20 protein-coding genes and 1 pseudogene are annotated in these 23,061 nt (G+C 60.3%); 13 read left to right on the top strand and 8 right to left on the bottom strand.

Annotation, left to right across the window (positions count from 1 at the left end; translation table 11 throughout):
• Positions 1-177 precede the first annotated feature (177 nt).
• From IM739_RS23200 to IM739_RS23190, 3 genes are all read left to right on the top strand, one after another.
• Complete coding sequence (locus tag IM739_RS23200; RefSeq protein WP_237371995.1) at positions 178-981, top strand: DUF3313 domain-containing protein; 804 nt, start codon at positions 178-180, stop codon at positions 979-981.
• Positions 982-1,200: 219 nt separating this feature from the next.
• On the top strand, positions 1,201-1,524 hold the full coding sequence (locus tag IM739_RS23195) for an ArsR/SmtB family transcription factor (RefSeq protein ID WP_237371734.1): 324 nt from the start codon (positions 1,201-1,203) through the stop codon (positions 1,522-1,524).
• 77 nt (positions 1,525-1,601) lie between these two features.
• The gene (locus IM739_RS23190) at positions 1,602-2,480 is read left to right on the top strand and encodes a MipA/OmpV family protein (RefSeq protein WP_237371733.1); all 879 of its coding nucleotides are present in this window, start codon (positions 1,602-1,604) and stop codon (positions 2,478-2,480) included.
• Between the two features lie 218 nt (positions 2,481-2,698).
• On the opposite strand, the gene IM739_RS23185 is transcribed toward IM739_RS23190, so the two are convergent.
• The 4 genes and pseudogenes from IM739_RS23185 to IM739_RS23170 form a co-directional block, all read right to left on the bottom strand.
• Positions 2,699-5,161 carry a beta-glucosidase gene (locus tag IM739_RS23185; protein ID WP_237371732.1) on the bottom strand — a complete coding sequence of 821 codons (2,463 nt, stop codon included), beginning with the start codon at positions 5,159-5,161 and terminating at the stop codon, positions 2,699-2,701.
• A gap of 118 nt (positions 5,162-5,279) precedes the next feature.
• Positions 5,280-6,074: an IS21-like element helper ATPase IstB gene (istB, locus tag IM739_RS23180; RefSeq protein ID WP_237368523.1), complete on the bottom strand. Its 795-nt coding sequence runs from the start codon at positions 6,072-6,074 to the stop codon at positions 5,280-5,282.
• A pseudogene (istA, locus tag IM739_RS23175) lies at positions 6,064-7,583 on the bottom strand (IS21 family transposase). Before istA ends, istB begins: the two are co-directional and overlap by 11 nt.
• 341 nt (positions 7,584-7,924) lie before the next feature.
• Positions 7,925-8,698 carry a GntR family transcriptional regulator gene (locus IM739_RS23170; protein ID WP_336886422.1) on the bottom strand — a complete coding sequence of 258 codons (774 nt, stop codon included), beginning with the start codon at positions 8,696-8,698 and terminating at the stop codon, positions 7,925-7,927.
• A 29-nt stretch (positions 8,699-8,727) separates the two neighbouring features.
• Here IM739_RS23170 and IM739_RS23165 point away from each other — a divergent pair, with 29 nt between their 5' ends.
• The 10 genes from IM739_RS23165 to IM739_RS23120 are packed head-to-tail and all read left to right on the top strand — an operon-like array spanning position 8,728 to position 17,740.
• Complete coding sequence (locus tag IM739_RS23165) at positions 8,728-9,330, top strand: amino acid synthesis family protein (RefSeq protein WP_237371731.1); 603 nt, start codon at positions 8,728-8,730, stop codon at positions 9,328-9,330.
• The gene (locus IM739_RS23160; protein ID WP_442981182.1) at positions 9,257-10,117 is read left to right on the top strand and encodes an alpha/beta fold hydrolase; all 861 of its coding nucleotides are present in this window, start codon (positions 9,257-9,259) and stop codon (positions 10,115-10,117) included. Before IM739_RS23165 ends, IM739_RS23160 begins: the two co-directional genes overlap by 74 nt.
• Positions 10,107-11,033 (top strand): flavin reductase family protein, encoded by a 927-nt coding sequence (locus tag IM739_RS23155; protein WP_237371729.1) that lies wholly within the window; start codon positions 10,107-10,109, stop codon positions 11,031-11,033. The genes IM739_RS23160 and IM739_RS23155 overlap by 11 nt, the downstream gene beginning before the upstream one ends.
• 3 nt (positions 11,034-11,036) lie before the next feature.
• Positions 11,037-12,074: an LLM class flavin-dependent oxidoreductase gene (locus IM739_RS23150; protein ID WP_237371728.1), complete on the top strand. Its 1,038-nt coding sequence runs from the start codon at positions 11,037-11,039 to the stop codon at positions 12,072-12,074.
• 9 nt (positions 12,075-12,083) lie between these two features.
• Positions 12,084-13,547 carry an aldehyde dehydrogenase gene (locus IM739_RS23145; protein ID WP_237371727.1) on the top strand — a complete coding sequence of 488 codons (1,464 nt, stop codon included), beginning with the start codon at positions 12,084-12,086 and terminating at the stop codon, positions 13,545-13,547.
• A gap of 4 nt (positions 13,548-13,551) precedes the next feature.
• Positions 13,552-13,881 carry an NIPSNAP family protein gene (locus tag IM739_RS23140; RefSeq protein ID WP_237371985.1) on the top strand — a complete coding sequence of 110 codons (330 nt, stop codon included), beginning with the start codon at positions 13,552-13,554 and terminating at the stop codon, positions 13,879-13,881.
• 35 nt (positions 13,882-13,916) lie between these two features.
• Entirely contained in the window at positions 13,917-14,927 is a 1,011-nt protein-coding gene (locus IM739_RS23135; RefSeq protein WP_237371984.1) for an ABC transporter substrate-binding protein, read from the top strand.
• Between the two features lie 54 nt (positions 14,928-14,981).
• A complete protein-coding gene (locus tag IM739_RS23130; protein ID WP_237371983.1) occupies positions 14,982-15,851 on the top strand; it encodes an ABC transporter permease in 870 nt (289 codons plus the stop codon).
• Between the two features lie 12 nt (positions 15,852-15,863).
• Positions 15,864-16,664 (top strand): ABC transporter permease, encoded by an 801-nt coding sequence (locus IM739_RS23125; protein WP_237371982.1) that lies wholly within the window; start codon positions 15,864-15,866, stop codon positions 16,662-16,664.
• Entirely contained in the window at positions 16,661-17,740 is a 1,080-nt protein-coding gene (locus tag IM739_RS23120) for an ABC transporter ATP-binding protein (RefSeq protein WP_237371981.1), read from the top strand. Before IM739_RS23125 ends, IM739_RS23120 begins: the two co-directional genes overlap by 4 nt.
• Before the next feature lie 185 nt (positions 17,741-17,925).
• Here the strand turns inward: IM739_RS23120 and IM739_RS23115 are convergent, their stop codons facing one another.
• Genes IM739_RS23115 through IM739_RS23100 form a run of 4 tightly spaced genes read right to left on the bottom strand, consistent with a single transcriptional unit; the run spans position 17,926 to position 22,987 of the window.
• Entirely contained in the window at positions 17,926-18,489 is a 564-nt protein-coding gene (locus IM739_RS23115) for a sarcosine oxidase subunit gamma family protein (RefSeq protein WP_237371979.1), read from the bottom strand.
• Complete coding sequence (locus IM739_RS23110; protein ID WP_237371978.1) at positions 18,482-21,445, bottom strand: sarcosine oxidase subunit alpha family protein; 2,964 nt, start codon at positions 21,443-21,445, stop codon at positions 18,482-18,484. The genes IM739_RS23115 and IM739_RS23110 overlap by 8 nt, the downstream gene beginning before the upstream one ends.
• The gene (locus IM739_RS23105; RefSeq protein WP_237371977.1) at positions 21,442-21,714 is read right to left on the bottom strand and encodes a sarcosine oxidase subunit delta; all 273 of its coding nucleotides are present in this window, start codon (positions 21,712-21,714) and stop codon (positions 21,442-21,444) included. Before IM739_RS23105 ends, IM739_RS23110 begins: the two co-directional genes overlap by 4 nt.
• A gap of 22 nt (positions 21,715-21,736) precedes the next feature.
• Positions 21,737-22,987 carry a sarcosine oxidase subunit beta family protein gene (locus IM739_RS23100; RefSeq protein WP_237371976.1) on the bottom strand — a complete coding sequence of 417 codons (1,251 nt, stop codon included), beginning with the start codon at positions 22,985-22,987 and terminating at the stop codon, positions 21,737-21,739.
• Positions 22,988-23,061: the final 74 nt, after the last annotated feature.

The following is a 23,061-nucleotide window of genomic DNA, read 5'->3' as shown; positions in this document are numbered from 1 at the left end:
ACGCGATTGGAATTCTGACCGCGGAACATCTTGTAATGTTACGGCAATGCTTTGCCCGCAGGTTCTGCGCAAGTGATCCAAGAGGGCAGGAAAGTGCACCAGAAACAAGCTTCGGAATGTCTTGAACCTACCCTCTGCAATAGGGACGAGCGCCGCTTAACGGTTGCCATCGTCGCGATGCCGCTCTTGCTTGTGATGGCGGGATGCACATCCGTTTCACTGAAAGAGGGCGGAACTCTAACATCCTATGATCAGCTCAGCCCCGCCAAAGGCAACTTCACCAAGACACGCACCTTCGTCGATGCTCAGGGTCTGTCTGGCGTGGAAACAGTCGCCATCCTTCCATCGACGTTCTCGTCGGCCGCCGCCGCGCGCATCAAGGCCATGCAAGATCGAGCGCTTGTCACAAATGCGCTGGACCGTGCCGTTTGTGTTGCCCTCAGCGACAAATATCAGTTGGTTCCAACAGGCCAGCCCGCTGACCTGACAGTCCGTGCCGTCGTCACTGACGTTGTTCCCACGAGCAAGACGATGGCCGGCGTCTCGACCATCGTTTCCCTGGGAAGCAGCCTTGCGCTTCCAGTCGGCATTCCGCGTCTGCCGGCTGGTTTGGGTGGGCTCGCTGTCGAAGCCGAGGCTGTCGACAGTGCCGGCATACAATTGGCCGCGGTGGTCTGGTCGAAGGGCGCCAATTCGATCACCAACAACGCGCGCGTGTCAGAGGTCGGCGACGCCTACAGCCTCGCATCAAACTTCGGCAAATACTTCTCAAGTATTCTGATGACCGGCAAGGAACCCAAGGGTTTGGATTTGTCCCTGCCTTCGGCACAGCGGGTGAATTCGGCGCTTGGAGGCAAGCCAAAATATACTGCCTGCGACGCATTCGGGCGGTCTCCCGGCCTTGCGGGCATTGTTGCCGACAAGGTTGGCGCGCCGCCGCAATGGACTGACAAGCAGCCGAGAACACCCGTCCAACAGTAGCAGGATAGCTGTCAAAGGCGCGCTGTCTCGGCGCAGCACGATCGGCCGGCCCCCAACCGGACGAAGGGACGGGCGTAATGTAGGTTCCGCCAGCCTCCGCCCGCCCGTCCCACCTACCTTTCCATGAATTGCGGTCCCGTAATGTTGCGGCAATCCTCCCTCACCAGTGTGGGTCAATCAAATGAAGTCCAGCGGCTCTTATGATTTTTAGGAATGCACATGAAGACTGAAGCTCTGTCCGATCATTGCGCGGTGGCCGCTGCATTTCTGTCGCTGCTCGCAAACCCGAAGCGCCTTTCCATCCTGCATCATGTCACACAAAGGGAGTATTCAGTCGGTGAGCTTTCGCGGTGTGTTGGTCTCAGTCAGTCCGCACTGTCACAGCACCTTTCGAAGCTGCTCCGCGGGGAGCTAGTCGAGAGGCGCCGTGATGCGCAGACGATCCATTATTCCTGCACCTCACCCGCCGTCGGAAAACTTCTGACGACACTTGGCGAAATTCTCCCAGATTCCGGTTGCGCAGTAGCGCCCTCGGGGGAATGACCCCTGTTCCCGACGTTCAATACTCGCTGTAGCCCTCACCAGCGATGCCTTCCCGCAAGCCATAATAGGAGTATATAGTGACCCGGTACCTACCCCGCCTTCTGCGACTAAAAACGACCAGTTCCGCCCGTGGCGCGGTTCAGACAATTGTGCTGGCAAGCGCGCTTGGTTTGCTGCCTGTGACAACACTGGCTGCCGACCTTGAGAATGGTGATGTCGCTGTCGTCCCTCCTCAGGAGTTTGATTCTGGGCGTTATGGCGATTTCCGTGACAGGCTGCACGACTGGAAAGTCACCGTCGGCGCAGGCGCTATCTACATGCCCGAATACGAGGGTTCGGATAAGTTTGATATCAATCCATTACCGATTATTTCGGCTGAGTTCGGCGACCGTATCAGTGTCGACATCACAGGCGTCACAGTCGATCTTTACGAGGCCAATGGGTTCAGGGCTGGCGTGAAGGGTGGCTACGACCTGGGGCGTAAGGAAGATGATTCTGATTATCTGCGCGGCCTCGGCGATATTGATGCAGGCGGTATCATAGGCGGGATCGTCAGCTATGAGGTTGGGCCGTTTGAAGCTTATGCAGAGCTCGACAAGACGATCGGCGGCAGCGACGGCCTGACGGGGACCGTTGGCGCCAAGGCGTCGTACAGATACGAAAGCTTTCTCTTTTCGGCCGACGTCTCCGGTACTTGGGCGGATGACAAGCACATGGAATCGTATTTCGGCGTTACCAGCGCCCAATCGGCAAACTCAGGCCTTGCGCAGTATGATGCCAAAGCCGGCGTCAAGCGGGTCGATGTGAAGGGTTCCATCACCTACATGATGACCGAAAACTGGCTTGTGACTGGTACGGCGGGAGCGGGCTTCCTGATGGGCGATGCCAAGGACAGCCCGATCGTCAAGGATGATGTCCAGCCTTTTGCAATGCTGGGAGTAGCGTATCGCTTCTAACTCGTCCTCCAGTTTTTAACGCTTGTGCGTATGCAAAGCTGACATCTGAAAAGTATAGGCCTAGTGCGAAGTATCTGATCGAAGTGCCCGGCGCGTCCGGACCTGTCCGGGCCACGCCAGCATTGTCGGTGTCGGTCGAATGACAAAGGGCTCGTCTTTTGGTGGCGAGCCCTTTGTCCTACGGTGCTCCTGGGAGGGAGTAAGGGATCCGTGATCGTTCAAGCCGAGGGTGGCATGAGGTAGGTGTGGGACAACTCTATATGGGTCACTGACCTGATATCGGAAGCATTTGCGGCTATTACGATTTCGTATGTGCCGGGCTCGGCGCGGAAAGCGCCCGCGTCTTCGTCGTAGTAGGAGAGGTCGCGTGGTATGATTTTGAGCGTCGCGGTGCCAGTCTGTCCGGCGGAGATAAACAACTTGGCGAACGCCCTTAGTTCCTTGTCCGGGCGCTCGACCTTGGCTTTCGGAGATCGGACATAGAGCTGGACGAGTTCCGAACCTGCGCGACTTCCGACATTCCGGACGTCGATCGTGACAGCAATGCCTTCATGTCCCATTTCACGCGACGAGACACTTGGCTCACCCCAGGTGAACTCGGTATAGCCGAGACCGTGGCCGAAGGGGAATAATGGCACGATACCGCGCGAATCATGATGCCGGTAGCCGATGAAAACTCCCTCCTCGTAGCGGACGTGTCCATCTCTGCCGGGGTAGGTTCCAGGATCGCCGGTGATTGCCGAATTGTCCTTTAGCGACTTAGGAAAGGTCTGTGGCAACTTGCCGCCGGGTTCGACATCACCGAATAACACGTCGGCAACTGCATTGCCGAGTTCCTGTCCGGGATACCAGAACTGAATGACCGCAGCGACCTCGTCGAGCCAAGGCATCTCAATAGGACCGCCTGTTTGCAGTACGACCACGGTCTTCGAATTGACTGCGGCGACCCGGCTGATCAATTCGTCCTGGCTGCCCGGCAGGCGAAGATCGGGAAGATCTAGGCCTTCGGTATCCCACTCGCCATCGCGGCCGACGAAGACGAGCGCAACATCGCTGTTCCTTGCAATCTCGACCGCCTCGTCTATGTACTCGATGCCCAGCGGCTTTTCGACGCCAAAACGGACTGCGGTAATGTAGATGCCTTCACCGCTCGCTTCCGGCGTATCGTAGTCGATGCGGATGCAGTAGCTCCTGCCGGCCTCGAGCGAGATGGATGCTCTTTGCTCATCATTTGCCGTCCCGAAGTAATTTTCGCCCCTGGTCCAGCCGTCCTGGCCGTCAACGAGAAGCGCGTCGTCGATGTACAGACGCGCCAGACCTGCATTGGTCATGCCGAATACATGCTCCCCAGCATCGTCAGGCGTGAACGTTGTGGAGAGTCGTACCGAAAAATTCGTGGGGTCGAGCCGCTTTTCGGGCAGGTCGAACCAGAAAAATTCACCCTTGGCGGCTGTCTGGACATGGAGTGGTGTGCCCTTGCGACCGTGTCCGGCGAAGAATTCGACACGAATATCGCCTTGAAGCAATTCGACCAGTCTGTTGTGTCGACAACCTATAGCGTGGCGCGTGCTATTCGGGTTCTGCAGTGCCGCCCGGATGCCTTGCAAGGGGCTGACGGCATAGCTCGTCGCAATCTGCGCGCTGCCACCGCCCATGATGCGGGAGCTCGCCGCATTGGGCCCGAGAACTGCAATCTGGTCAAGCGAGGTCTTTTCCAACGGCAGAACACCATCGTTCTTTAATAGGACGGCACCCTCTGCGCCGAGCTGGCGGATGAGTGCGCGATCTTCCTCCAGGTCCAGGAAGCTCTCACTAAGGTCGGGCGTCCTTTCGAATGCGCCGACACGCTCGATCAGCACGAGCATCCGCCTTGCTGCCTCTCGAACGGTCTCGGCCTTGACCTTTCCATCCCGGACAGCTGCAACGAGCTTTTCGCCCCGGTCGCGTGTGGGGCCGGGCATTTCCAGATCGAGGCCTGCATTGATCGTCTCGGCGGTCGTGCGCGATCCGAACCAGTCTGACATCACCACGCCCTCGAAGCCCCACTCCTCTCGCAGCACCTTGGTCAGGAGCCAATGGTTCTCGCTCGCATAAACGCCATTGATCTTGTTGTAAGCGGACATGAAAGCCATCGCCTTACCGCGCTTGACCGTCTGCTCGAAAGGCGGAAAGTAGATTTCGCGCATGGTACGCTCGTCGATGTCGGACGACATCGTCTGGCGCTCGACCTCGGATTCATTGCCAGCAAAATGCTTGACCGTGGCTGCGACGCCCTGGCTCTGAACGCCCTGAACATAGGCGACGGCAAGTTCTGCGGTCAGGAGCGGGTCCTCCGAGTAGCATTCGAAGTTGCGCCCATTCAGCCCGGAGCGCTGAATATTGATCGTCGGGGCTAGAAGAATGGAGGCGCCCTTGCTCTTCGCCTGTCCAGCCAGGGACACGCCCATACGTCGGACGAGTTCCGGATTCCAGGTCGCGCCGAGCGCAATCCCTACCGGGTAGCATGCCGCTTCGACGCCGCCGACAAGAGAGCCTGCACCACGCGCCCCATTGGGACCGTCGGTAACCTTGACTTTCGGCACACCAAGCCTGCCGACGGCCACGGTTGTCCAGAAGTCGTCGCCTGAAAGCAAAGACACCTGCTCCTCAAGTGTCATCCTGTCGAGTACGGAATCTATCATGCCTGTCTCCCTTTAGGCCTCTTGTCGAGCGGCCAAATGGGGCCGGTGTTGGTTTTCACGCGGAACTGAGCCGGTTTTTCCACCGAGAAGTGAGCCACCTCTGATTATGGTTTTCTGATCAGGCTTTGGTCAATGGGTTGGTCTTTTCTCCTCTCTTTTGCGCTGCTGCGGCCGAGCTGGCTTTGAAGCGGAAGCTGTCGTTCCCGGTTTCCAGGATATGGCAACGGTGGGTGAGGCGGTCCAGCAGAGCTGTCGTCATCTTGGCGTCGCCGAAGACCGTTGCCCATTCGCTGAAGCTGAGGTTGGTGGTGATGATGACGCTGGTGCGCTCATAAAGCTTGCTCAGCAAATGGAACAGCAGTGCACCGCCTGAGGCACTGAACGGAAGGTATCCGAGCTCATCGAGGATAAGCAGATCGAGGCGAACCAGTGTCTCGGCGATCTGGCCTGCCTTGCCTTTGGCCTTCTCCTGCTCGAGCGCGTTGACCAATTCGATGGTCGAGAAGAAGCGGACCTTTCGGCGATGATGCTCGATGGCCTGGATTCCAAGAGCGGTCGCGACATGCGTTTTGCCAGTGCCAGGGCCACCGATAAGGACAACGTTCTGCGCCCCATCCATGAACTCGCATCGGTGCAATTGGCGCACGGTGGCCTCGTTGATCTCGCTGGCGGCGAAGTCGAAGCCGGAGATGTCTTTGTAGGCCGGGAAGCGGGCAGCCTTCATATGATAGGCGATGGAGCGGACCTCGCGCTCGGCCATCTCGGCCTTCAGCAACTGGGACAGGATTGGCACGGCCGCATCAAAGGCGGGAGCGCCTTGCTCGATAAGGTCGGTGACGGCTTGGGCCATGCCATACATCTTCAGGCTCCGCAGCATGATGACGACGGCAGCACTTGCGGGGTCATGACGCATGGCGGCCTCCTGCGATCCGGGCGCGTAGGTCATCATAGCGTTCGACATTTGCTTTGGGTTCACGCAGCAAGATCAGAGCCTGTGGCGTATCGATGTCGGGACCATCGATTGTCTTGCCGTCGATCAGCCGATGCAGCAGGTTCAGCACATGCGTCTTGGTCGCCACCCCCGCATCCAAGGCCAGTTCCACAGCCCTGAGGACGACCTGTTCGTCGTGATGAAGGACAAGCGCAAGGATATCGGCCATCTCACGATCACCGCCGGGGCGGCGAAGCATCTGATCTTGCAACTGTCTGAAGGCCAGCGGTAATTCCAGGAAGGGTGCACCATTGCGCAGGGCACCGGGTTTGCGCTGGATGACGGCAAGGTAATGTCGCCAGTCGTAAATCGTTCGCGGCGGCTTGTCGTGGCTGCGCTCAATGATCCGCTCATGCTCGCATAGGACATTGCCCTCAGCCGCAACCACCAGTCTTTCGGGATATATCCGCAGGCTGACGGGCCGGTTCGCAAACGATGCAGGCACGCTGTAGCGATTCCGCTCAAAGGTAATCAGGCATGTCGGCGAGACGCGCTTGCTCTGCTCGACGAAGCCGTCAAATGCAGCGGGGAGCGGCATCAATGCTGGTTGTTCTGCGGACCAGACGTCCGCGATCGTGCCGGGCAAGGTGCCGTGCGCTGTGTCGCGCCACAGGTCCTGGCAATGCTGTTCCAGCCAGGTATTCAATGCCGCCAGATCCGGAAAGTCTGGCATCTGTTGCCACAGCCGCGGTCGGGCATCTTGGACGTTCTTCTCGACCTGCCCCTTCTCCCAGCCGGCGGCGGGATTGCAGAACTCAGGCGCAAAGACGTAGTGGTTCGTCATCGCGAGGAAACGGATGTTGACCTGCCGTTCCTTGCCGCGGCCGACACGATCGACCGCCGTTTTCATGTTGTCGTAGATGCCGCGACCAGGTACGCCGCCAAACGCCCGGAAGCCGTGCCAGTGGGCATCGAAGAGCATCTCATGCGTCTGGAGCAGATAGGCCCTGACCAGAAAGGCGCGGCTGTGCGACAGCTTGATGTGAGCGACCTGTAGCTTCGTGCGCTCGCCGCCGATCACGGCATAGTCTTCACTCCAATCGAACTGGAATGCTTCGCCTGGGCGGAAAGACAGAGGAACGAATATGCCGCGGCCAGTCGTCTGCTGCTCAACCCGCCACTCACGGGCAAAGGCGGCGACCCGACCATAGGAGCCGGTAAAGCCGAGAACCACCAGATCGGATGAAGCTGCTTCAGCGTTCGGCGCTGCTTGCGCGACCTCCCGGCCTCGGTCTTCAGCCAGCCAGCAAGTTTGTCGGCATAGGGATCAAACTTGCTCAGTCGTTCCGGTCCCGTGAACGTCGGCTCGATCGTACCAGCGTTCAAATACTTCGCGATCGTGTTACGCGACAAACCGGTATGCCGACTGATCTCGCGGATCGACTGCTTCTCGCGCAGCTTCATCCGACGGATGATGTTTAAAAGTCCCATGTGGATCACTCCGTTGCCCCCGTCGCTCACCGCGTTGGGGGAAGGTTCACATGGCTCAATTCTCAATGGAAATTATGCGCCTAACCGGCTCAGTTCTGCGTGGAAACCAACAGCGAGGTCGTACAATGGGCGGGATCCGGCGAAAAACATATCGCCGATATGCGCAATAAAGATGGGCTTTTGGTCGAGTTCCAGCACTCTGCAATCACTCCCCAGGAGCGCATGGAGCGAGAGGCGTTTTACCCGAACCTGGTCTGGGTCGTGGATGGGACGCGCTTGAAATACGACATTCCGAGATTTGACAAGGCGAGCTCGGACCTGCGCGGAGCGCTTCGGTCCGGCTACTTTACGACCCACTGGCTTTCACTGAGGAGGAGAGACCTCGCGATCTCAGATGCTTCCTGGATATGTGCCCGACATGCCAGTTCGGCTGCCGTTGGGTCGTTGTGCCGAATGGCATTGAAAATCTCGCGCATGCGGGCAGGTCCGGAGACGGTGCGGTTGACGGTCGAGAGGGTAATCACGCGCAAGCGGGAAATACGTCCGTTGAGACGGTTTACGATTTCCCAGGCGATCACGTGCCCGCCGGCTTCGAACATGACCTTGTAAAACTCATGCGTCGCTTCGAGAATCGCGGGCGGCGAGAGGTTCTTCGACGTGCGGTCCAGTTCCTCGAGCGCGCTTTCGAGCTTCGCCTTGATCGTCGCATCGGCACGCCTTGCACAATCAGCTGCCGCAGTGGCTTCGAGCGCCAAGCGGATCTCGTAAATCTGTCGCGCGTCCTCCCAGCTTATCCGTGCAACCGTCGGCCCCTGCTTGGCGACGTTCTCGACAAGGCCTTCCGATTCCAAATGCCGGATGACCTCGCGGATGACGGAGCGGGAGACGCCCATCTGTTCACACAGGGTGCGCTCCACAAGCCTTTGCCCCGGTTCAAAGAGCCCGGAAATAATGGCGCGCCGCAGGCGATCAAGGGCAATCTCCCTCAAGGTCGCTGGCGGTGTTTCGATCCGCAGATCGGTAAAGTCACGGTCTTGTTTCAGCATCCTTCTTCCATAACCGTGATTTTTGTCAGGGGCAAGGTCTTGACACGTTGTATGATGGTATACCAACATGTGGTATACACATAAAAAAGGAGGCGGCCTTGGTTCCGGTCATTCGCAAAACCCTGCTCCACGTCGAAACCACGCTGATCGAAGGTGGCAGGCAGGCCCCGACGCCGCTCAAGCTGATTGCAGCCATCGCGGTGCTGAAAAATCCCTGGGCCGGGCGTGGTTTCGTCGAAGACCTGAAGCCCGAGATCCATGCTGCGGCTCCGGTGCTTGGTGCACTCCTGACCAGGATGATCCTCGACGTTACGGGATCCGGCGAGGCCGTGGAAGCCTATGGCAAGTCAGCCGTGGTAGGCCTCGACGGCGAAGTCGAGCATGCCTCTGCCCTGATTCATACGCTTCGCTTCGGCAACCATTATCGCCAGGCGGTCGGTGCCAAATCCTATCTTGCTTTCTGCAATACGCGTGGCGGGGCAAATGCACCGATCATGATCCCGCTGATGGACAAGAATGATGAGGGCCGTCGTTCGCACTACCTGACGATCCAGTGCGCCATTCCCGACGCTCCGGCGGCTGACGAGATCGTTGTCGCACTTGGCGCATCGATTGGCGGGCGGCCGCATCATCGCATCGGCGATCGCTATCAGGACCTCAAGGAGCTGGGCAACGATGTCCATAATCCCGCAGCGGTCTGAGACCCCGTCTGGCACGACCTATGTCGCGGTCGGACGCGGCGAGCCGCTGGTTCTGATCCATGGCGTCGGCATGAAGCTGGACGCCTGGCTGCCGCAGATCGAAGTCCTGTCCGGCCGCTTTGAGGTGATTGCCGCAGACCTGCCGGGGCATGGCGGAAGTGTCGCCCTCGCAGACGGATCTGACTTGCCGGCCTTTGTCAGCCGCTTCGCGCGGTTTCTCACCGAAATCGATCGTGGCCTGGTCAGCGTTGCCGGGCATTCGATGGGTGCCCTTATCGCCGGCGGACTTGCCGTCGAGGCACGGGGTCTCATCCGGCGGGTAGCCCTTCTCAATGGCGTCTATCGCCGGGATGCCGTTGCACGGAATGCAGTGCGGCAACGCGCTGCCGAAATCGAGACGGGCGGCTTTGACCGCGAGGCGCCGCTGCGCCGCTGGTTCGGCGAAGGACACGAGCATGAGGCAGCCTATGCGTTGTCGCGCCGCCTCCTCGCAGAAGTCGACCAGCAGGGCTATGCGACGGCGTATACCGCCTTCGCCAATGGAGACGCGGTCTATGCCGATCGCTGGCCGGAAGTTGGCTGTCCCGCTCTTTTCCTGACGGGAGAGGGGGACCTCAATTCGACGCCGGAGATGGCGCGCGCCATGGCGGCGTCCACGTGCTCGGGCAGGGCGGTCATCGTCCCTGGCCATCGCCATATGGTCAACCTGACGGCGCCACAGATAGTGAATGACGCGCTAACCGACTGGATGAGTTGGACCACGGAGGAGGCCTGCCATGACGCATGATCCGCGCGCATTGAGAAATGCCTTTGGAGCATTCATGACCGGAGTGACCGTCGTGACAACCCGCAGTGCTGCGGGTGAACCCATAGGTTTTACCGCCAATTCCTTCACCAGTGTCTCGCTCGATCCGCCGCTTCTTCTTGTCTGTCTCGCCAAGACCTCGCGCAATTTCGACGCTGTAACCGGCTCGACCGGTTTTGCCGTCAACATCCTGTCCGAGGCGCAGAAGGACGTGTCGAACACCTTCGCCCGACCGGTCGATGATCGTTTCGCCGCAGTCTCCTGGCGTGATGGCCCGCATGGCTCTCCGATCTTTGCCGATGTTTCGGCGTGGTTCGACTGTTCCACCCATCAGGTGGTCGAGGCTGGCGATCACGTGATCCTGATCGGCCGGGTCGAGGCCTTCGAGGACAACGGACTGTCCGGGCTCGGCTATGCACGAGGCGGCTATTTCTCGCCGGCGCTATCGGACAAGGCGCTGCTGGCCGGTCAGGACCTGCCTCAGGTCCTCGGTACGGTTGCCGAACGCAATGGCGAGGTCCTTCTCCAGGAAGAGCCGGACGGGACGCTGCGCCTGCCGTCAATCGAATTGGAAAATGGTGGTGACGGGGTCGACGCCCTGTTCGACTATCTGCGGGATCTTTGCCGCCTTCCGGTCGCGCCCGGCCTGGTCTACTCCATCTATGAAGACACCCATTCCCGTCGCCAGCACGTCATCTATCGGGCAACGCTTGGCGAAGGCGATATCGTGGGCGCGAAGCTCTACCCGGTCGACGCCTTGCCGTTGGAGCGCGTCGCCGACCGGGCCACGCGCGATGTGCTGACGCGCTACGCTCAGGAATCGAGCCTCGGCAATTTCGGGGTCTATGTCGGAAATCAGGAAAAGGGCCGGGTGCATGCCCAGGTCGCCAGGGGATAGGCCATGAAGTTCTCGCTCTTCGTCCACATGGAAAGACTGGATGCCAGCCAAACGCACGGGCAGCTCTATGAGGAGTTCATCCAGCTCTGTGAGCTCGCCGACCGCGGCGGCATGCATGCGATCTGGACCGGCGAACACCACGCCATGGATTTCACCATCGCGCCGAACCCCTTCATCAACCTCGCCGACCTTGCACGGCGGACAAAGAATGTTCGCCTCGGCACAGGCACGGTAATTGCGCCTTTCTGGCATCCGATCAAGCTGGCCGGTGAAGCCGCGATGACCGACATCATCTGCGAAGGTCGGCTCGATGTCGGCATTGCGCGCGGCGCCTATGGCTTCGAATACGAGCGCCTGCTGCCGGGGCTCGATGCGTGGGGCGCTGGCCAGCGCATGCGCGAGCTGATTCCGGCGGTGAAGGGCATCTGGGCCGGCGACTATGCTCATCAGGGCGAGTTCTGGCAGTTTCCCTCCACGACCTCGGCGCCGAAGCCGATACAGGAGCCACATCCGCCAATCTGGGTCGCCGCACGCGATCCCAACAGCCATGAATTTGCCGTCGCGAATGGCTGCAATGTCCAGGTGACGCCGCTGTGGAATGGCGATCCGGAAATCGAGGCGCTTATGGGGCGCTTCAACACGGCCTGCGACAAGGCGCCCGACCAGGCGCGGCCGAAGATCATGCTGCTGTTGCACACTTATGTCGGTTTCGATGCAGCCGATGTGGATCGGGCGAGCCAGGAAGTCAGCGTCTACTACAACTACTTCTCCGCCTGGTTCAAGAACGAGAAGCCGATCCGCCAGGGTCTGATCGAGCGGCTCACCGAGGAAGAGATGGCCGCCAATGCCGCTCTCTCACCGGATGTCATGCGCCGAAACCTGCCGATCGGGTCAGCCGACGAGGTCATTGCTCGGCTCAAGGCCTACGAGGCCCTGGGCTATGACGAATATTCCATGTGGATCGACACAGGCATGTCCTTCGAGCGCAAGAAGGCCTCGCTCGAACGTTTCATCGCCGACGTCATGCCGGCTTTTGGCTGAGGGGGTCTGATGCAGCGCTTCCAACAATACATCAATGGCACATTCGAGGACGGCAGCGGCCGGTTCGAAAGTCTCGATCCGGCCACGGCCAAGCCCTGGGCGCAAATGCCGGAGGCCCGTGAAGCGGATGTCGATCGCGCAGTGGACGCTGCCGAGGCTGCCTTGCAGGACGGCCCCTGGGCCGCGATGACGGCCACCCAGCGCGGCAAGCTGCTCTACAAACTAGCCGATCTGGTTGCCGCGAATGCGCCGAAGCTGGCGGAGATCGAAACCCGCGACACCGGCAAGATCATTCGCGAGACCTCGGCCCAGATCGCCTATGTCGCAGACTACTATCGCTACTATGCCGGGCTCGCAGACAAGATCGAGGGCGCCTATCTCTCGATCGACAAGCCGGATATGGATGTCTGGCTGCGGCGTGAACCGGTCGGCGTGGTCGCGGCCATCGTGCCGTGGAACAGCCAGCTGTTTCTCTCGGCCGTCAAGATCGGCCCGGCAATTGCGGCCGGCTGTACGCTGGTGGTCAAGGCCTCTGAAGACGGGCCGGCGCCGCTTCTGGAATTTGCCCGCCTCGTGCATGACGCCGGTTTCCCGGCCGGTGTCGTCAATATACTGACCGGCTTTGGCCCCTCTTGCGGCTCGGCACTCACGCGTCATCCGAAGGTTGACCATATCGCCTTTACCGGCGGTCCAGGCACGGCTGCCGCCGTGGTTCGGAATTCGGCTGAAAACCTCGCCAGCACGTCACTCGAACTCGGCGGCAAATCGCCTTTTGTCGTCTTTGCCGACGCCGATCTGGAAAGCGCCGCCAATGCGCAGGTGGCCGGCATCTTTGCCGCGACCGGACAGTCCTGTGTCGCCGGCTCCCGCCTCATCGTCGAGGCCTCGGTGAAGGATCGCTTTCTCGAAATCCTGAAGGCGACGGCTGAAGCCATTCGCATTGGGTCGCCGCTCGACATGGCGACCGAGGTCGGGCCTCTCTGCACCGAGCGCCAGCGGACACTGATCGAAACGACGGTTCAGGCCTCGCTCGATGCCGGGGCGAGACTGGTCACCGGAGGCGAAAGGGCGAAAGGCGAGGGCTACTACTATGCCCCGACGATCCTCGACTGCGACGGCGTGACGTCGCCTTCAGTCGAGACAGAGCTTTTCGGTCCTGTGCTGTCGGTGCTTTCGTTCGATACCGAAGCGGATGCCGTCAGGCTTGCGAACGACACGCGCTATGGGCTGGCGGCCGGCGTCTTCACCCAGAACCTGACCCGTGCGCATCGCATGATCAAGCGCATCCGCGCCGGTGTGGTCTGGGTCAATACCTACAGGGCCGTATCGCCAATCGCTCCTTTCGGCGGCTTCGGCCAGTCGGGCCACGGACGCGAGGGCGGACTTCAGGCAGCGCTCGACTATACGCGGACCAAGACGGTCTGGATGCGCACCTCAGACGATCCGATCCCCGATCCCTTCGTCATGAGGTGACACCATGTACTACGAAATACGGACCTATCGACTGAAGAACGGCGCGATCCCCGAATACCTGAAGGTTGTCGAGGAGGAGGGGATTGCGATCCAGAAAGGCCATCTCGGCCACCTCGTCGGCTATTTCTATTCCGAGATTGGCCCGATCAACGAGATCGTTCACATCTGGGCCTTTGCCAGCCTGGACGAGCGGCAGGAGCGGCGCGCCGCGCTGATGGCGGACCCGGCCTGGCGTGCCTTCCTGCCCAAGATCCGCGACCTGATCGAGGTTGCCGACAACAAGATCATGAAGCCGGCGGCCTTTTCGCCGCTCGGTGCAAGCCTGCCTGCATGACACATAAAAAGTGAACAGTAACGGAGAACGGGAACATGAAAAAACAACTGGTAGCCACAGTCTTTACCGCCCTGATCGGCCTCTCGGGTTCGGCTTTCGCCGATGAGATGGTCTTCACCAGCTGGGGCGGCACCACCCAGGACGCCCAGAAGGCGAGCTGGGCCGACAGCTTCACGAGCAACACAAACATTGCCGTTGTGCAGGACGGCCCCACCGACTACGGCAAGATCAAAGCCATGGTCGAGGCCGGCAGCGTCACGTGGGATGTGGTGGACGTCGAGGGCGATTATGCCGTCCAGGCCGGAAAGGCAGGGCTGCTCGAGCCGCTCGACTTCTCTATCATCGACAAGTCCAAGCTCGATCCGCGTTTCGTCACCGACTATTCTGTCGGCAGCTTCTATTATTCCTTCGTCATCGGCTGCAACAAGGACATGGCCGGCACCTGCCCTAAGACCTGGGCCGACCTGTTCGATGCGGCCAAGTTCCCGGGCAAGCGCGCCTTCTACAAATGGTCGGCACCGGGCGTGATCGAAGCAGCACTGCTCGCTGACGGCGTGCCTGCGGACAAGCTCTATCCGCTGGATCTCGACCGCGCTTTCAAGAAGCTCGACAGCATCAAGGGCGATATCGTCTGGTGGGATGGCGGCGCTGCCTCACAGCAGCTTCTGGCCTCCGGTGAAGCACCCTTCGGCTCCTTCTGGAACGGTCGTCTGACGGCGCTTGCCGCTACCGGCGTCACGGTCGAGACTTCCTGGGATCAGAACATCACCGCAGCCGACTCGCTGGTCGTGCCCAAGGGCGCAAAAAACAAGGACGCCGCGATGAAGTTCATCGCCCATGCGACCGCCGACATGCAGCAGTCGATGTTCTCAATGGCAACCGGATATGCACCGACCAATGTCGACGCCAACCTTTTGATGGATGAAGCCGTCCGCAAGACGCTTCCCGACATGCAGGCCGAGAGCCAAGTCAATGCCGACATGACTTACTGGGCCGACAATCGCGACGAAATTGGCAAGCGCTGGTACGACTGGCAGGCCAAGTAAGCGAGAAAGCCGGCCGGTTTCGATCGGCCGGCCCACAAGAACCGGGGCAACATCATGGCCATTCTCGCAACGGCAGACAGAGATAACGGCAGGGCCCAGGGATTGGGAAAACGCAACAGCGGTTTTTCTCATGCCGTCCCTGCACTTCTGCTGATCATCCTCTTTTTCGTCACCCCCGTACTGGGCCTTCTGCTGCGCAGCGTGACGGAGCCGGAACTCGGCCTGCAGAACTATGCCGAGCTGATCGGCAGCGGTACCTATCTGCGGATCTTCGCCAACACTTTCCTGGTGGCCGGCGTCGTGACGGCCTTGTCCGTGGTGATCGGCTATCCGGTTGCCTGGGCGCTTGCCGTTCTACCTCGCCACTGGTCGCAACTGGTCTTTGCCATCATCATCCTGTCGATGTGGACCAACCTGCTCGCCCGCACTTATGCGTGGATGGTTCTCCTGCAACGGACCGGCGTGATCAACAAGACGCTGATGGGGCTGGGGCTGATCGACACGCCGCTGGCGCTTGTCAACAATCTGGTCGGGGTCACGATCGGCATGACCTATATCATGCTGCCCTTCGTCATCCTGCCACTGGTCGGCGTCATCCGCTCGATCGACCCCGCGATCTTAAGGGCTGGTGCGCTCTGTGGCGCAAACCGGCTGCAATGCTTCACCCATATCCTCCTTCCCTTGTCCCTCCCGGGCGTCGCGGCGGGTGCTCTGATGGTCTTCGTTATGGCACTGGGCTACTACGTCACCCCTGCGCTGCTCGGTGGGACGGCGAACATGATGCTCGCGGAAATGATCGCACAATTCGTTCAGTCGCTGGTCAACTGGGGCATGGGAGGCGCGGCCGCATTCGTGCTGCTGGTCGTCACCCTTCTGCTTTACGCCGTGCAACTGCGCTTCTTCGGCGCAAGCCGCATCGATTGAGGAGATCCCACCATGCTTCTCGACTATGACAAGCTCGGCGCCTGGAAATGGCTGCTCCTCGGCATGACGCTACTGGTCTGCCTGTTCCTGTTGCTGCCGATCGTCTTCATCGCAGCCCTTTCCTTCGGCTCGTCGCAGTGGCTGATCTTTCCGCCACCAGCCTGGACCACCCGCTGGTACGGGGAACTGTTCTCCGATCCGCGCTGGCTGACATCGGCGCTGACGAGCCTGCAGATCGCCGCCGTCGTGACGGTTCTGTCGGTGGTGATCGGCTTTCTGGCAGCGCTCAGCCTCAATCGTGGAAGCTTCGTCGGCAAGGAGTTGCTGCGCGCGGTTTTCCTTACCCCGATGATCCTGCCGGTCGTGGTGCTTGCCGTGGCGCTCTATGCCTTCTTCCTGCAGATCGGCTTGGCGGGCACCACGCTCGGCTTCATCATCGCACATCTGCTGGTCGCGCTGCCCTTCTCGATCATCTCGATCGGCAGTGCGCTCGACGGCTTCGACAAGTCGATCGAGGATGCTGCAATCCTCTGTGGCGCAAGCCCGTGGGAGGCCCGACTTCGGGTGACGGTGCCGGCAATCAGCCACGGCCTCTTCGGGGCGGCCGTCTTCTCTTTCCTCGCCTCCTGGGACGAGGTGGTTCTGGCCATCTTCATGGCAAGTCCGACGCTTCAGACGCTGCCGGTGAAGATCTGGTCGACGCTGCGCCAGGACCTGACGCCGGTAATCGCCGCGGCCTCAACCCTTCTCATTCTTTTCACCATCGCCTTGATGGTCATCGCGGCCCTGGTCCGCAAGGGACGGAAAACATGACCTCATCCTTCATTGAAATCCGCGACATCCGCAAGGATTACGGTCCGATTGCGGCGGTCAAGGACGTGACCCTCGATATCCGCAGGGGCGAGTTCATGACCTTTCTCGGGCCTTCGGGTTCTGGCAAGTCAACGACGCTCTATATGTTAGCCGGCTTTGAGAACCCAACCTCCGGCGACATTCTGGTCGACGGCAAGAGCATGCTCGAAACGCCGTCGCACAAGCGCAATATCGGCATGGTTTTCCAGCGCTATACGCTGTTTCCGCATCTGACAGTTGGTGAGAATGTCGCCTTCCCGTTGCGCATTCGGCGCCTGCCACGGGCGGAGGTCGAGAGAAAGGTCAAGGACGCGCTGAGGCTCGTACGGCTCGAGGGATTCGAGGATCGAAAGCCAGCGCTCATGTCAGGTGGCCAGCAGCAGCGTGTCGCCCTTGCCCGCGCACTCGTCTACGAGCCGCCCATTCTGCTGATGGATGAACCGCTCTCTGCCCTCGACAAGAAACTGCGCGAGGAAATTCAGTTCGAGATCCGCAGAATTCACCGCGAGACGGGCGTGACCATCCTCTATGTTACCCATGACCAGGAGGAGGCGTTGCGCCTCTCCGATCGTATCGCCGTCTTTAGCCAAGGGCGCATCGAGCAGGTCGGCTCGGGCAACATGCTTTATGCCGAGCCCTCGACACGCTTCGTTGCAGGTTTCATCGGCGATTCCAATTTCATCGACGTCGACATCGTGGAAACACGTGGGACATCCGCCCGGATCATGACCAAGGGTGGGGTGGAGGTGGCCGGTGTTCCGCTTCACGGGCAGGGCGATGGGGGCAAGGGAGCACTTCTCCTGCGCCCAGAGAGACTGGAGTTGCGCAAGGCCGGAACCGATGCTGGATTGCTGCGTGGAATTGTCCTGGACATGCATTTTCTTGGGAATACCACCGATGTCGTCGTGGATCTCGGACAGGGCGAGACACTTTCGGTCAAGCTGCCGTTCGGCCATCCGGTGCTCGCCGAAATCGGACCAGCCGCCATGGTGAATGTGACATTCGATGCCTCTGCCACGCATCTGTTCCGCTCGTAACGCTATCTCCCTTGAAGGAGATGGGATAGAGGGTCGTGAGGTTCACATGGACAGCAAGCTGCTGTGATCTTCGGTCGAGATCCCATCTCTCCATCTTTCGACAAAGCGTTGCGACGAGTGCTGCCAGATGGGGCAGCGCTCGTCGCTCTCGGCTCTGAGCCTCTGAAAGCAGCCGGATGATCAGCTCATGCCGGACCCGCTGGATGGCGGCACATCAGGGCAATCTCCTCCACCAGGCTTTCGACGAGGCTGCGCATGACGATCAGTTCGAACACGTCCGCCCCTGTCTGGGTGAGATGAACACCGATATGCCCGATCATCGTCGTTGCCGATCGTTCAAGGGCCACAGGGGCGCCATGAAGGTCGAGCCCGGTGGCTTGCGCCAGAACGGTCTGAACGTTCCGTCCCTCGAGTTCCAGCCGAACCCGGCCGTGGCTCTGGTCGACAACATCCATCCCTTCCCGCAGCGCTTCCGCAATCGCGGCGTGATCGAGCAGATGGTCTGAGACGAGCAACCACTGGCCGGGGCTGAAGGCTCTCAGATCTGCGGGCGATCTTGCATCGAGATGTTGCCCGATCCAGTCTTTGTCGACACAGCCAGGACGCGAGAGCAGCAGCAGCAACGTGCCTTCCGTCAGCACGTTCAATCGGGTGCCGTCGCCCAGTATGCGGGCAAGCTCCGCCAGTGGCAAACGGCGCTCGATGTCCATGGACCTCAAACGGTCCGGGGAGGTAGGAAATTCAGACATGAAGCTTCTCGTTCTGAGGATCTATGAAAATTGGGCTCACCAGTCGCCCCATGGCGAATTCGTTGCGCAGCCCGTTCCAGATCTGGACTTCCTCCCCGTGGCGGGATGCGCCACCCTTCACCAATGCCAAGCCAATGGTCGAGCCGACATGCGGCGAGAAGCAGCTTGAGGAGACGTAGCCTTGATCGTTTTCCAGCGTTGCGGCGGCGGTTTTCTTGAGGATATGGGCTCCCGTTCGGAAGCTTGCGGATGGGTCGAGTGGCACGATGCCGACGAGTTGGAGGCGGTCTGGATCGACCAGTCCCTCACGCAGCACCATGTGTTTGCCGATGAAGTCCGGCTTGGTCATGGAGACCATCTTTGCCATGCCAAGATCGGCCGGGACGACAGTGCCGTTGATTTCGTTGTGCGTGACGTGGCCTTTTTCGATCCGCAAGACCGACAAAGCCTCGACGCCGTAGGCACAGATGCCATGAGCCTCGCCTGCCCGCATGATGGCATCGGCGACGCTCTCGCCGAAATCGGCCGGGACGGCGAGTTCGTAGGCGAGTTCACCCGAAAAGGAAATGCGAAACAGCCGTCCTGTCAGCCGTCCGCCGAAGAGCGATACCTCCCTGGCGCCAAGGTAGGGGAAGGCATCATTGGAGATATCCGCATCGACAATTTGCTGCAGCACGGCGCGCGCCTTTGGTCCGGCTATGGACATTTGCGCCCATTGGTCGGTGACGGATGCCAACCTGACGTCGAGCTCGGGCCAGAGCGCCTGGGCACAGAATTCGAGATGGTTCATCACGCCCGCCGCATAGGCGGTCGTCGTGGTCATGAAGTAGCGGCTCTCGCCAAGCCGACTGGTGGTGCCGTCATCATAGATGAAGCCGTCCTCCCGCAGCATCAGGCCATAGCGGGCCTTGCCGACCGGCAACTTGAGGAAACCGTTGCAATAGACCCGGTTGAGGAATTCGGCGGCATCCGCCCCGCAGATCTCTATCTTCCCCAATGTCGAGACATCGCACAGGCCGACATTTTGTCGAACATTCCTGACTTCCCGGTCGACGCTTTCCCGCCAGTGGGTTTCACCTGCCCTCGGGAACCAGGCCGAACGATACCAGAGCCCGGTCTCGACGGAGGCTGCGCCTTGCTGTGCCGCCCAATCATGCAGTGGTGACTTGCGCACCGGTTGGAAGTGTTTGCCGGTCGATGCCCCGGCCAAGGCCCCGAAGGAGACAGGCGTATAAAACGGCCGGAACGTGGTGGTGCCGACCTCGGCGGGCGGGATGCGTCTTGCTTCGGAGAGAAGTCCGATCGCGTTGATGTTCGACAGCTTGCCCTGGTCGGTCGCCATTCCATTCGTCGTGTAGCGCTTGGCGAGCTCCACGTGCCCATAACCTTCCTGCACCGCTAGGCCGAGATCCTTGACATGAACATCGTTCTGGAAGTCGACGAAGGCCTTGCTCTTGATGCCGGGAATGGACCAGAGCGGTCGGGCCGGCGCGGATACCGTGTCTCCTTCAACCGCTGGGATATCGCAGGCCCGGGTAGAAATGCCAAGCTCGGCAAGAGCCTTTGTGGTCATCTCGTTGGCCGATTGCATGGCGGCCCTGATACCCGATGCACCGGCAGCGGCACCCGCGATCTGCAGATCCGCCAGTCCGTCCGGCGCGATGAAGGCTGCGTGGTCATCCGACCAGCGTGGCTTGCCGCCGCGATGGCAGGCGAGATGGATCACGGGTGAGAACCCGCCTGACATTGCAAGGCTGTCCACCGCAAACCGCTCGGTCTGCCCTTCGCGCCAGATCTCGATCGCTTCGACACGCTTGTTGCCCGAAACGTTTGCCACGAACCCGCCCTGCAAGCGCCGCCCGTTACCCTTGAAATCAATCGCAGCGTCGCGGCGGCTGTCGACGACCACGGCAACCTCGACACCGGCTTTTTCCAGGTCCGCAGCCAGGGCATAGCCACTATCATTTGTCGTAAAGATTGCGGTTTTCCGGCCGGGTGCGACGGCATGGCGGTTCAGATAGGTGCGCATGGCACCGGCCATCATGACGCCGGGAATGTCATTGCCGCCGAAGACCAAAGGGCGTTCTTCCGATCCCGTCGCCAGGATTGCCTTTCTAGCCGCAATCCGCCAGAGGCGCTCGACCGGGCGGTTTGCGTCCGGGCAAGCAACATGCTTCTGGACGCGCTCCACGGCACCGAACACCTGGCCGTCGTACCAGCCGAAAGCCGTCGTGCGCGGCATCACTCTGACATTGTCCAGCGAGGCAAGTTCATTGACGACACCGGCGACGAAGGCCGCTGCCGTCTGCCCACCGATGTTTGCCGTCTCGCTCAAGAGGAAACCGCCAATAGCGGCGTTTTCATCGACAAGGATGACGCGTGCTCCGGCGCGCCCGGCTGTCAATGCTGCCATCATGCCAGCGGCACCACCGCCGACAATCAGCAGATCACAATGGGCCCAGCATTTTTCATAGGCGTCAGGATCAGCCTCGTAAGTGGCACGGCCAAGCCCCGCCGCCTTGCGGATGACGGGTTCATAAAGCTTCTCCCAGAACTTTGCCGGCCACATGAATGTCTTGTAGTAGAAGCCCGCGGACAAAAAGGGAGACAAAAGGCCATTTACGGCACCGATATCGTAATCGAGAGAGGGCCAGCGGTTCTGGCTGCGCGCCTCGAGGCCTTCGTAAAGCTCCTGCATCGTGGCACGGCTATTCGGCTCGGTACGGCCGCCGCTGCCAATTGTCATCAGGGCGTTGGGCTCGGCCGATCCTGCCGTAAGAATGCCGCGCGGGCGGTGGTACTTGAAACTGCGTCCCACAAGTTGCCGACCATTTGCCAAAAGCGCGGAAGCGAGCGTGTCACCGGCGAAGCCGCTCATCGCGCGTCCGTCGAAGGTGAAGTTGAGCGGAGCGGTTCGGTCGATCAGGCCGCCATTGTCGAGACGGTGAGAGCTCATGCCGTCACCGCCTTTGCGTCGGATGCATCCCGGCAGGACTCGATCTCGTGCGTCGCCGTATTGCGTGCCACGACCAGCCAGCGTCGGCAGCCGGCCGTGTGGTGCCAGTATTCCTCGTACGCACCCCGCGGGTTGTCGCGCAGATACACATAGTCGTGCCAGGCTTCCGCTCCGGCCTCGGTACCAGGTCTCGTCAAGGCGGCGCCCTTCACGGTGAATTCTTCCTTGGGACGAAGCCCGCAATGCGGGCAAGGGATACGGCTGGCCATCGTCGTTGCGCTTTCGGAAAACTCAGTGAAGGTTCGGTTGGGCACCCTGGCCCTTTTCATCGATCAGATAACCGCGGCGGAAGCGATCAAGTCGGAAGGCCCGCGCGGTCTCATGCGGCTCGCCCTTTGCAATCAGATGGGCAAAGCAATAGCCGGAGGCCGGCGTCGCCTTGAAGCCGCCATAACACCAGCCAGCATTCAGAAAGAGGTTGTCGAGATGGACGCGGTCGACAATGGGCGATCCGTCCATCGACATGTCCATGATCCCACCCCAGGAGCGCAGCACGCGGATCCGCGAAAGGGCAGGGATCAAGGCTTTGCCCGCTTCTGCGACATGCTCGACGGTCGCAAGATTGCCGCGCTGTGCATAGGAGTTGTAGCCGTCGATATCCCCACCGAAGACAAGCCCACCCTTGTCAGACTGGGAGACGTAGAAGTGCCCGGCGCCGAAGGTGACGACTCCGTCGATAAAGGGTTTGAGCCCCTCCGAGACAAAAGCCTGAAGCACGTGACTTTCGATTGGCAGTTTGAGGCCCGCCATTTCGGCAACCCGCGAGGAGTTGCCAGCGGCTGCGACGGCCAGCTTGCCACAGCCGATGAAGCCGCGTGTCGTTTCCACGCCGATGGTCCTTCCACCCTCGCGGCGAATAGCGGTGACCTCGCAATTCTGCAGAATGTCGACACCCTGGCCGTCGGCACCGCGGGCATAGCCCCAGGCTACGGCATCATGGCGTACCGTTCCGCCGCGTCTTTGCAGGAGACCGCCCTGGATGGGGAAGCGGGCATTGTCATAGTCAAAAAAAGGCAACATCGAGCAGACAGCCGCACGGTCCAGGAGTTCTGCATCCACTCCGTGGAGCCGCATAGCATTGCCGCGTCTCGTATAGGCGTCGCGCTGCGCATCCGAGTGGAAGAGGTTGAGGACGCCACGTTGCGAAACCATGGCGTTGAAATTGAAGTCCTGCTCGAGGCCCTCCCAGAGTTTCATCGAAAACTCGTAAAAGGGGTTGTTGCCGGGCAGCAGATAGTTGGAGCGGATGATGGTGGTGTTTCGGCCCACATTGCCCGAACCGATATAGCCCTTTTCGACCACGGCGATGTTGCGGACGCCGAATGTCTTCGACAGGTAATAGGCTGTTGCCAGTCCATGACCGCCGCCGCCGACAATGATCACGTCGTAGTGCGGTTTCGGCTCTGGCTGGCGCCAGTGGGCAGCCCAATTGCGGTTGCCGAACAGCCCATTGAGAAAGATCGAAAGTGCCGAATATCGCATCCGTGTTTGCCCGGTTCGAAGAATGATGCTCAGCCTAGGGGTGCGTCGGAAACTTAAATTGCAGATTAGAGCCG

Source organism: Rhizobium sp. SL42, from assembly GCF_021729845.1.
Lineage (GTDB): Bacteria > Pseudomonadota > Alphaproteobacteria > Rhizobiales > Rhizobiaceae > Allorhizobium.
This window is presented reverse-complemented; position numbering and strand designations above follow the sequence as displayed.

Coding starts and splice junctions, on each gene's coding strand:
- IM739_RS23200 (WP_237371995.1), top strand. CDS start 178: ATGCCGCTCTTGCTTGTGATGGCGGGATGCACATCCGTTTCACTGAAA.
- IM739_RS23195 (WP_237371734.1), top strand. CDS start 1,201: ATGAAGACTGAAGCTCTGTCCGATCATTGCGCGGTGGCCGCTGCATTT.
- IM739_RS23185 (WP_237371732.1), bottom strand. CDS start 5,161: ATGATAGATTCCGTACTCGACAGGATGACACTTGAGGAGCAGGTGTCT.
- istB (WP_237368523.1), bottom strand. CDS start 6,074: ATGCGTCATGACCCCGCAAGTGCTGCCGTCGTCATCATGCTGCGGAGC.
- IM739_RS23170 (WP_336886422.1), bottom strand. CDS start 8,698: ATGTTGGTATACCATCATACAACGTGTCAAGACCTTGCCCCTGACAAA.
- IM739_RS23155 (WP_237371729.1), top strand. CDS start 10,107: ATGACGCATGATCCGCGCGCATTGAGAAATGCCTTTGGAGCATTCATG.
- IM739_RS23150 (WP_237371728.1), top strand. CDS start 11,037: ATGAAGTTCTCGCTCTTCGTCCACATGGAAAGACTGGATGCCAGCCAA.
- IM739_RS23145 (WP_237371727.1), top strand. CDS start 12,084: ATGCAGCGCTTCCAACAATACATCAATGGCACATTCGAGGACGGCAGC.
- IM739_RS23140 (WP_237371985.1), top strand. CDS start 13,552: ATGTACTACGAAATACGGACCTATCGACTGAAGAACGGCGCGATCCCC.
- IM739_RS23135 (WP_237371984.1), top strand. CDS start 13,917: ATGAAAAAACAACTGGTAGCCACAGTCTTTACCGCCCTGATCGGCCTC.
- IM739_RS23130 (WP_237371983.1), top strand. CDS start 14,982: ATGGCCATTCTCGCAACGGCAGACAGAGATAACGGCAGGGCCCAGGGA.
- IM739_RS23125 (WP_237371982.1), top strand. CDS start 15,864: ATGCTTCTCGACTATGACAAGCTCGGCGCCTGGAAATGGCTGCTCCTC.
- IM739_RS23120 (WP_237371981.1), top strand. CDS start 16,661: ATGACCTCATCCTTCATTGAAATCCGCGACATCCGCAAGGATTACGGT.
- IM739_RS23115 (WP_237371979.1), bottom strand. CDS start 18,489: ATGTCTGAATTTCCTACCTCCCCGGACCGTTTGAGGTCCATGGACATC.
- IM739_RS23110 (WP_237371978.1), bottom strand. CDS start 21,445: ATGAGCTCTCACCGTCTCGACAATGGCGGCCTGATCGACCGAACCGCT.
- IM739_RS23105 (WP_237371977.1), bottom strand. CDS start 21,714: ATGGCCAGCCGTATCCCTTGCCCGCATTGCGGGCTTCGTCCCAAGGAA.
- IM739_RS23100 (WP_237371976.1), bottom strand. CDS start 22,987: ATGCGATATTCGGCACTTTCGATCTTTCTCAATGGGCTGTTCGGCAAC.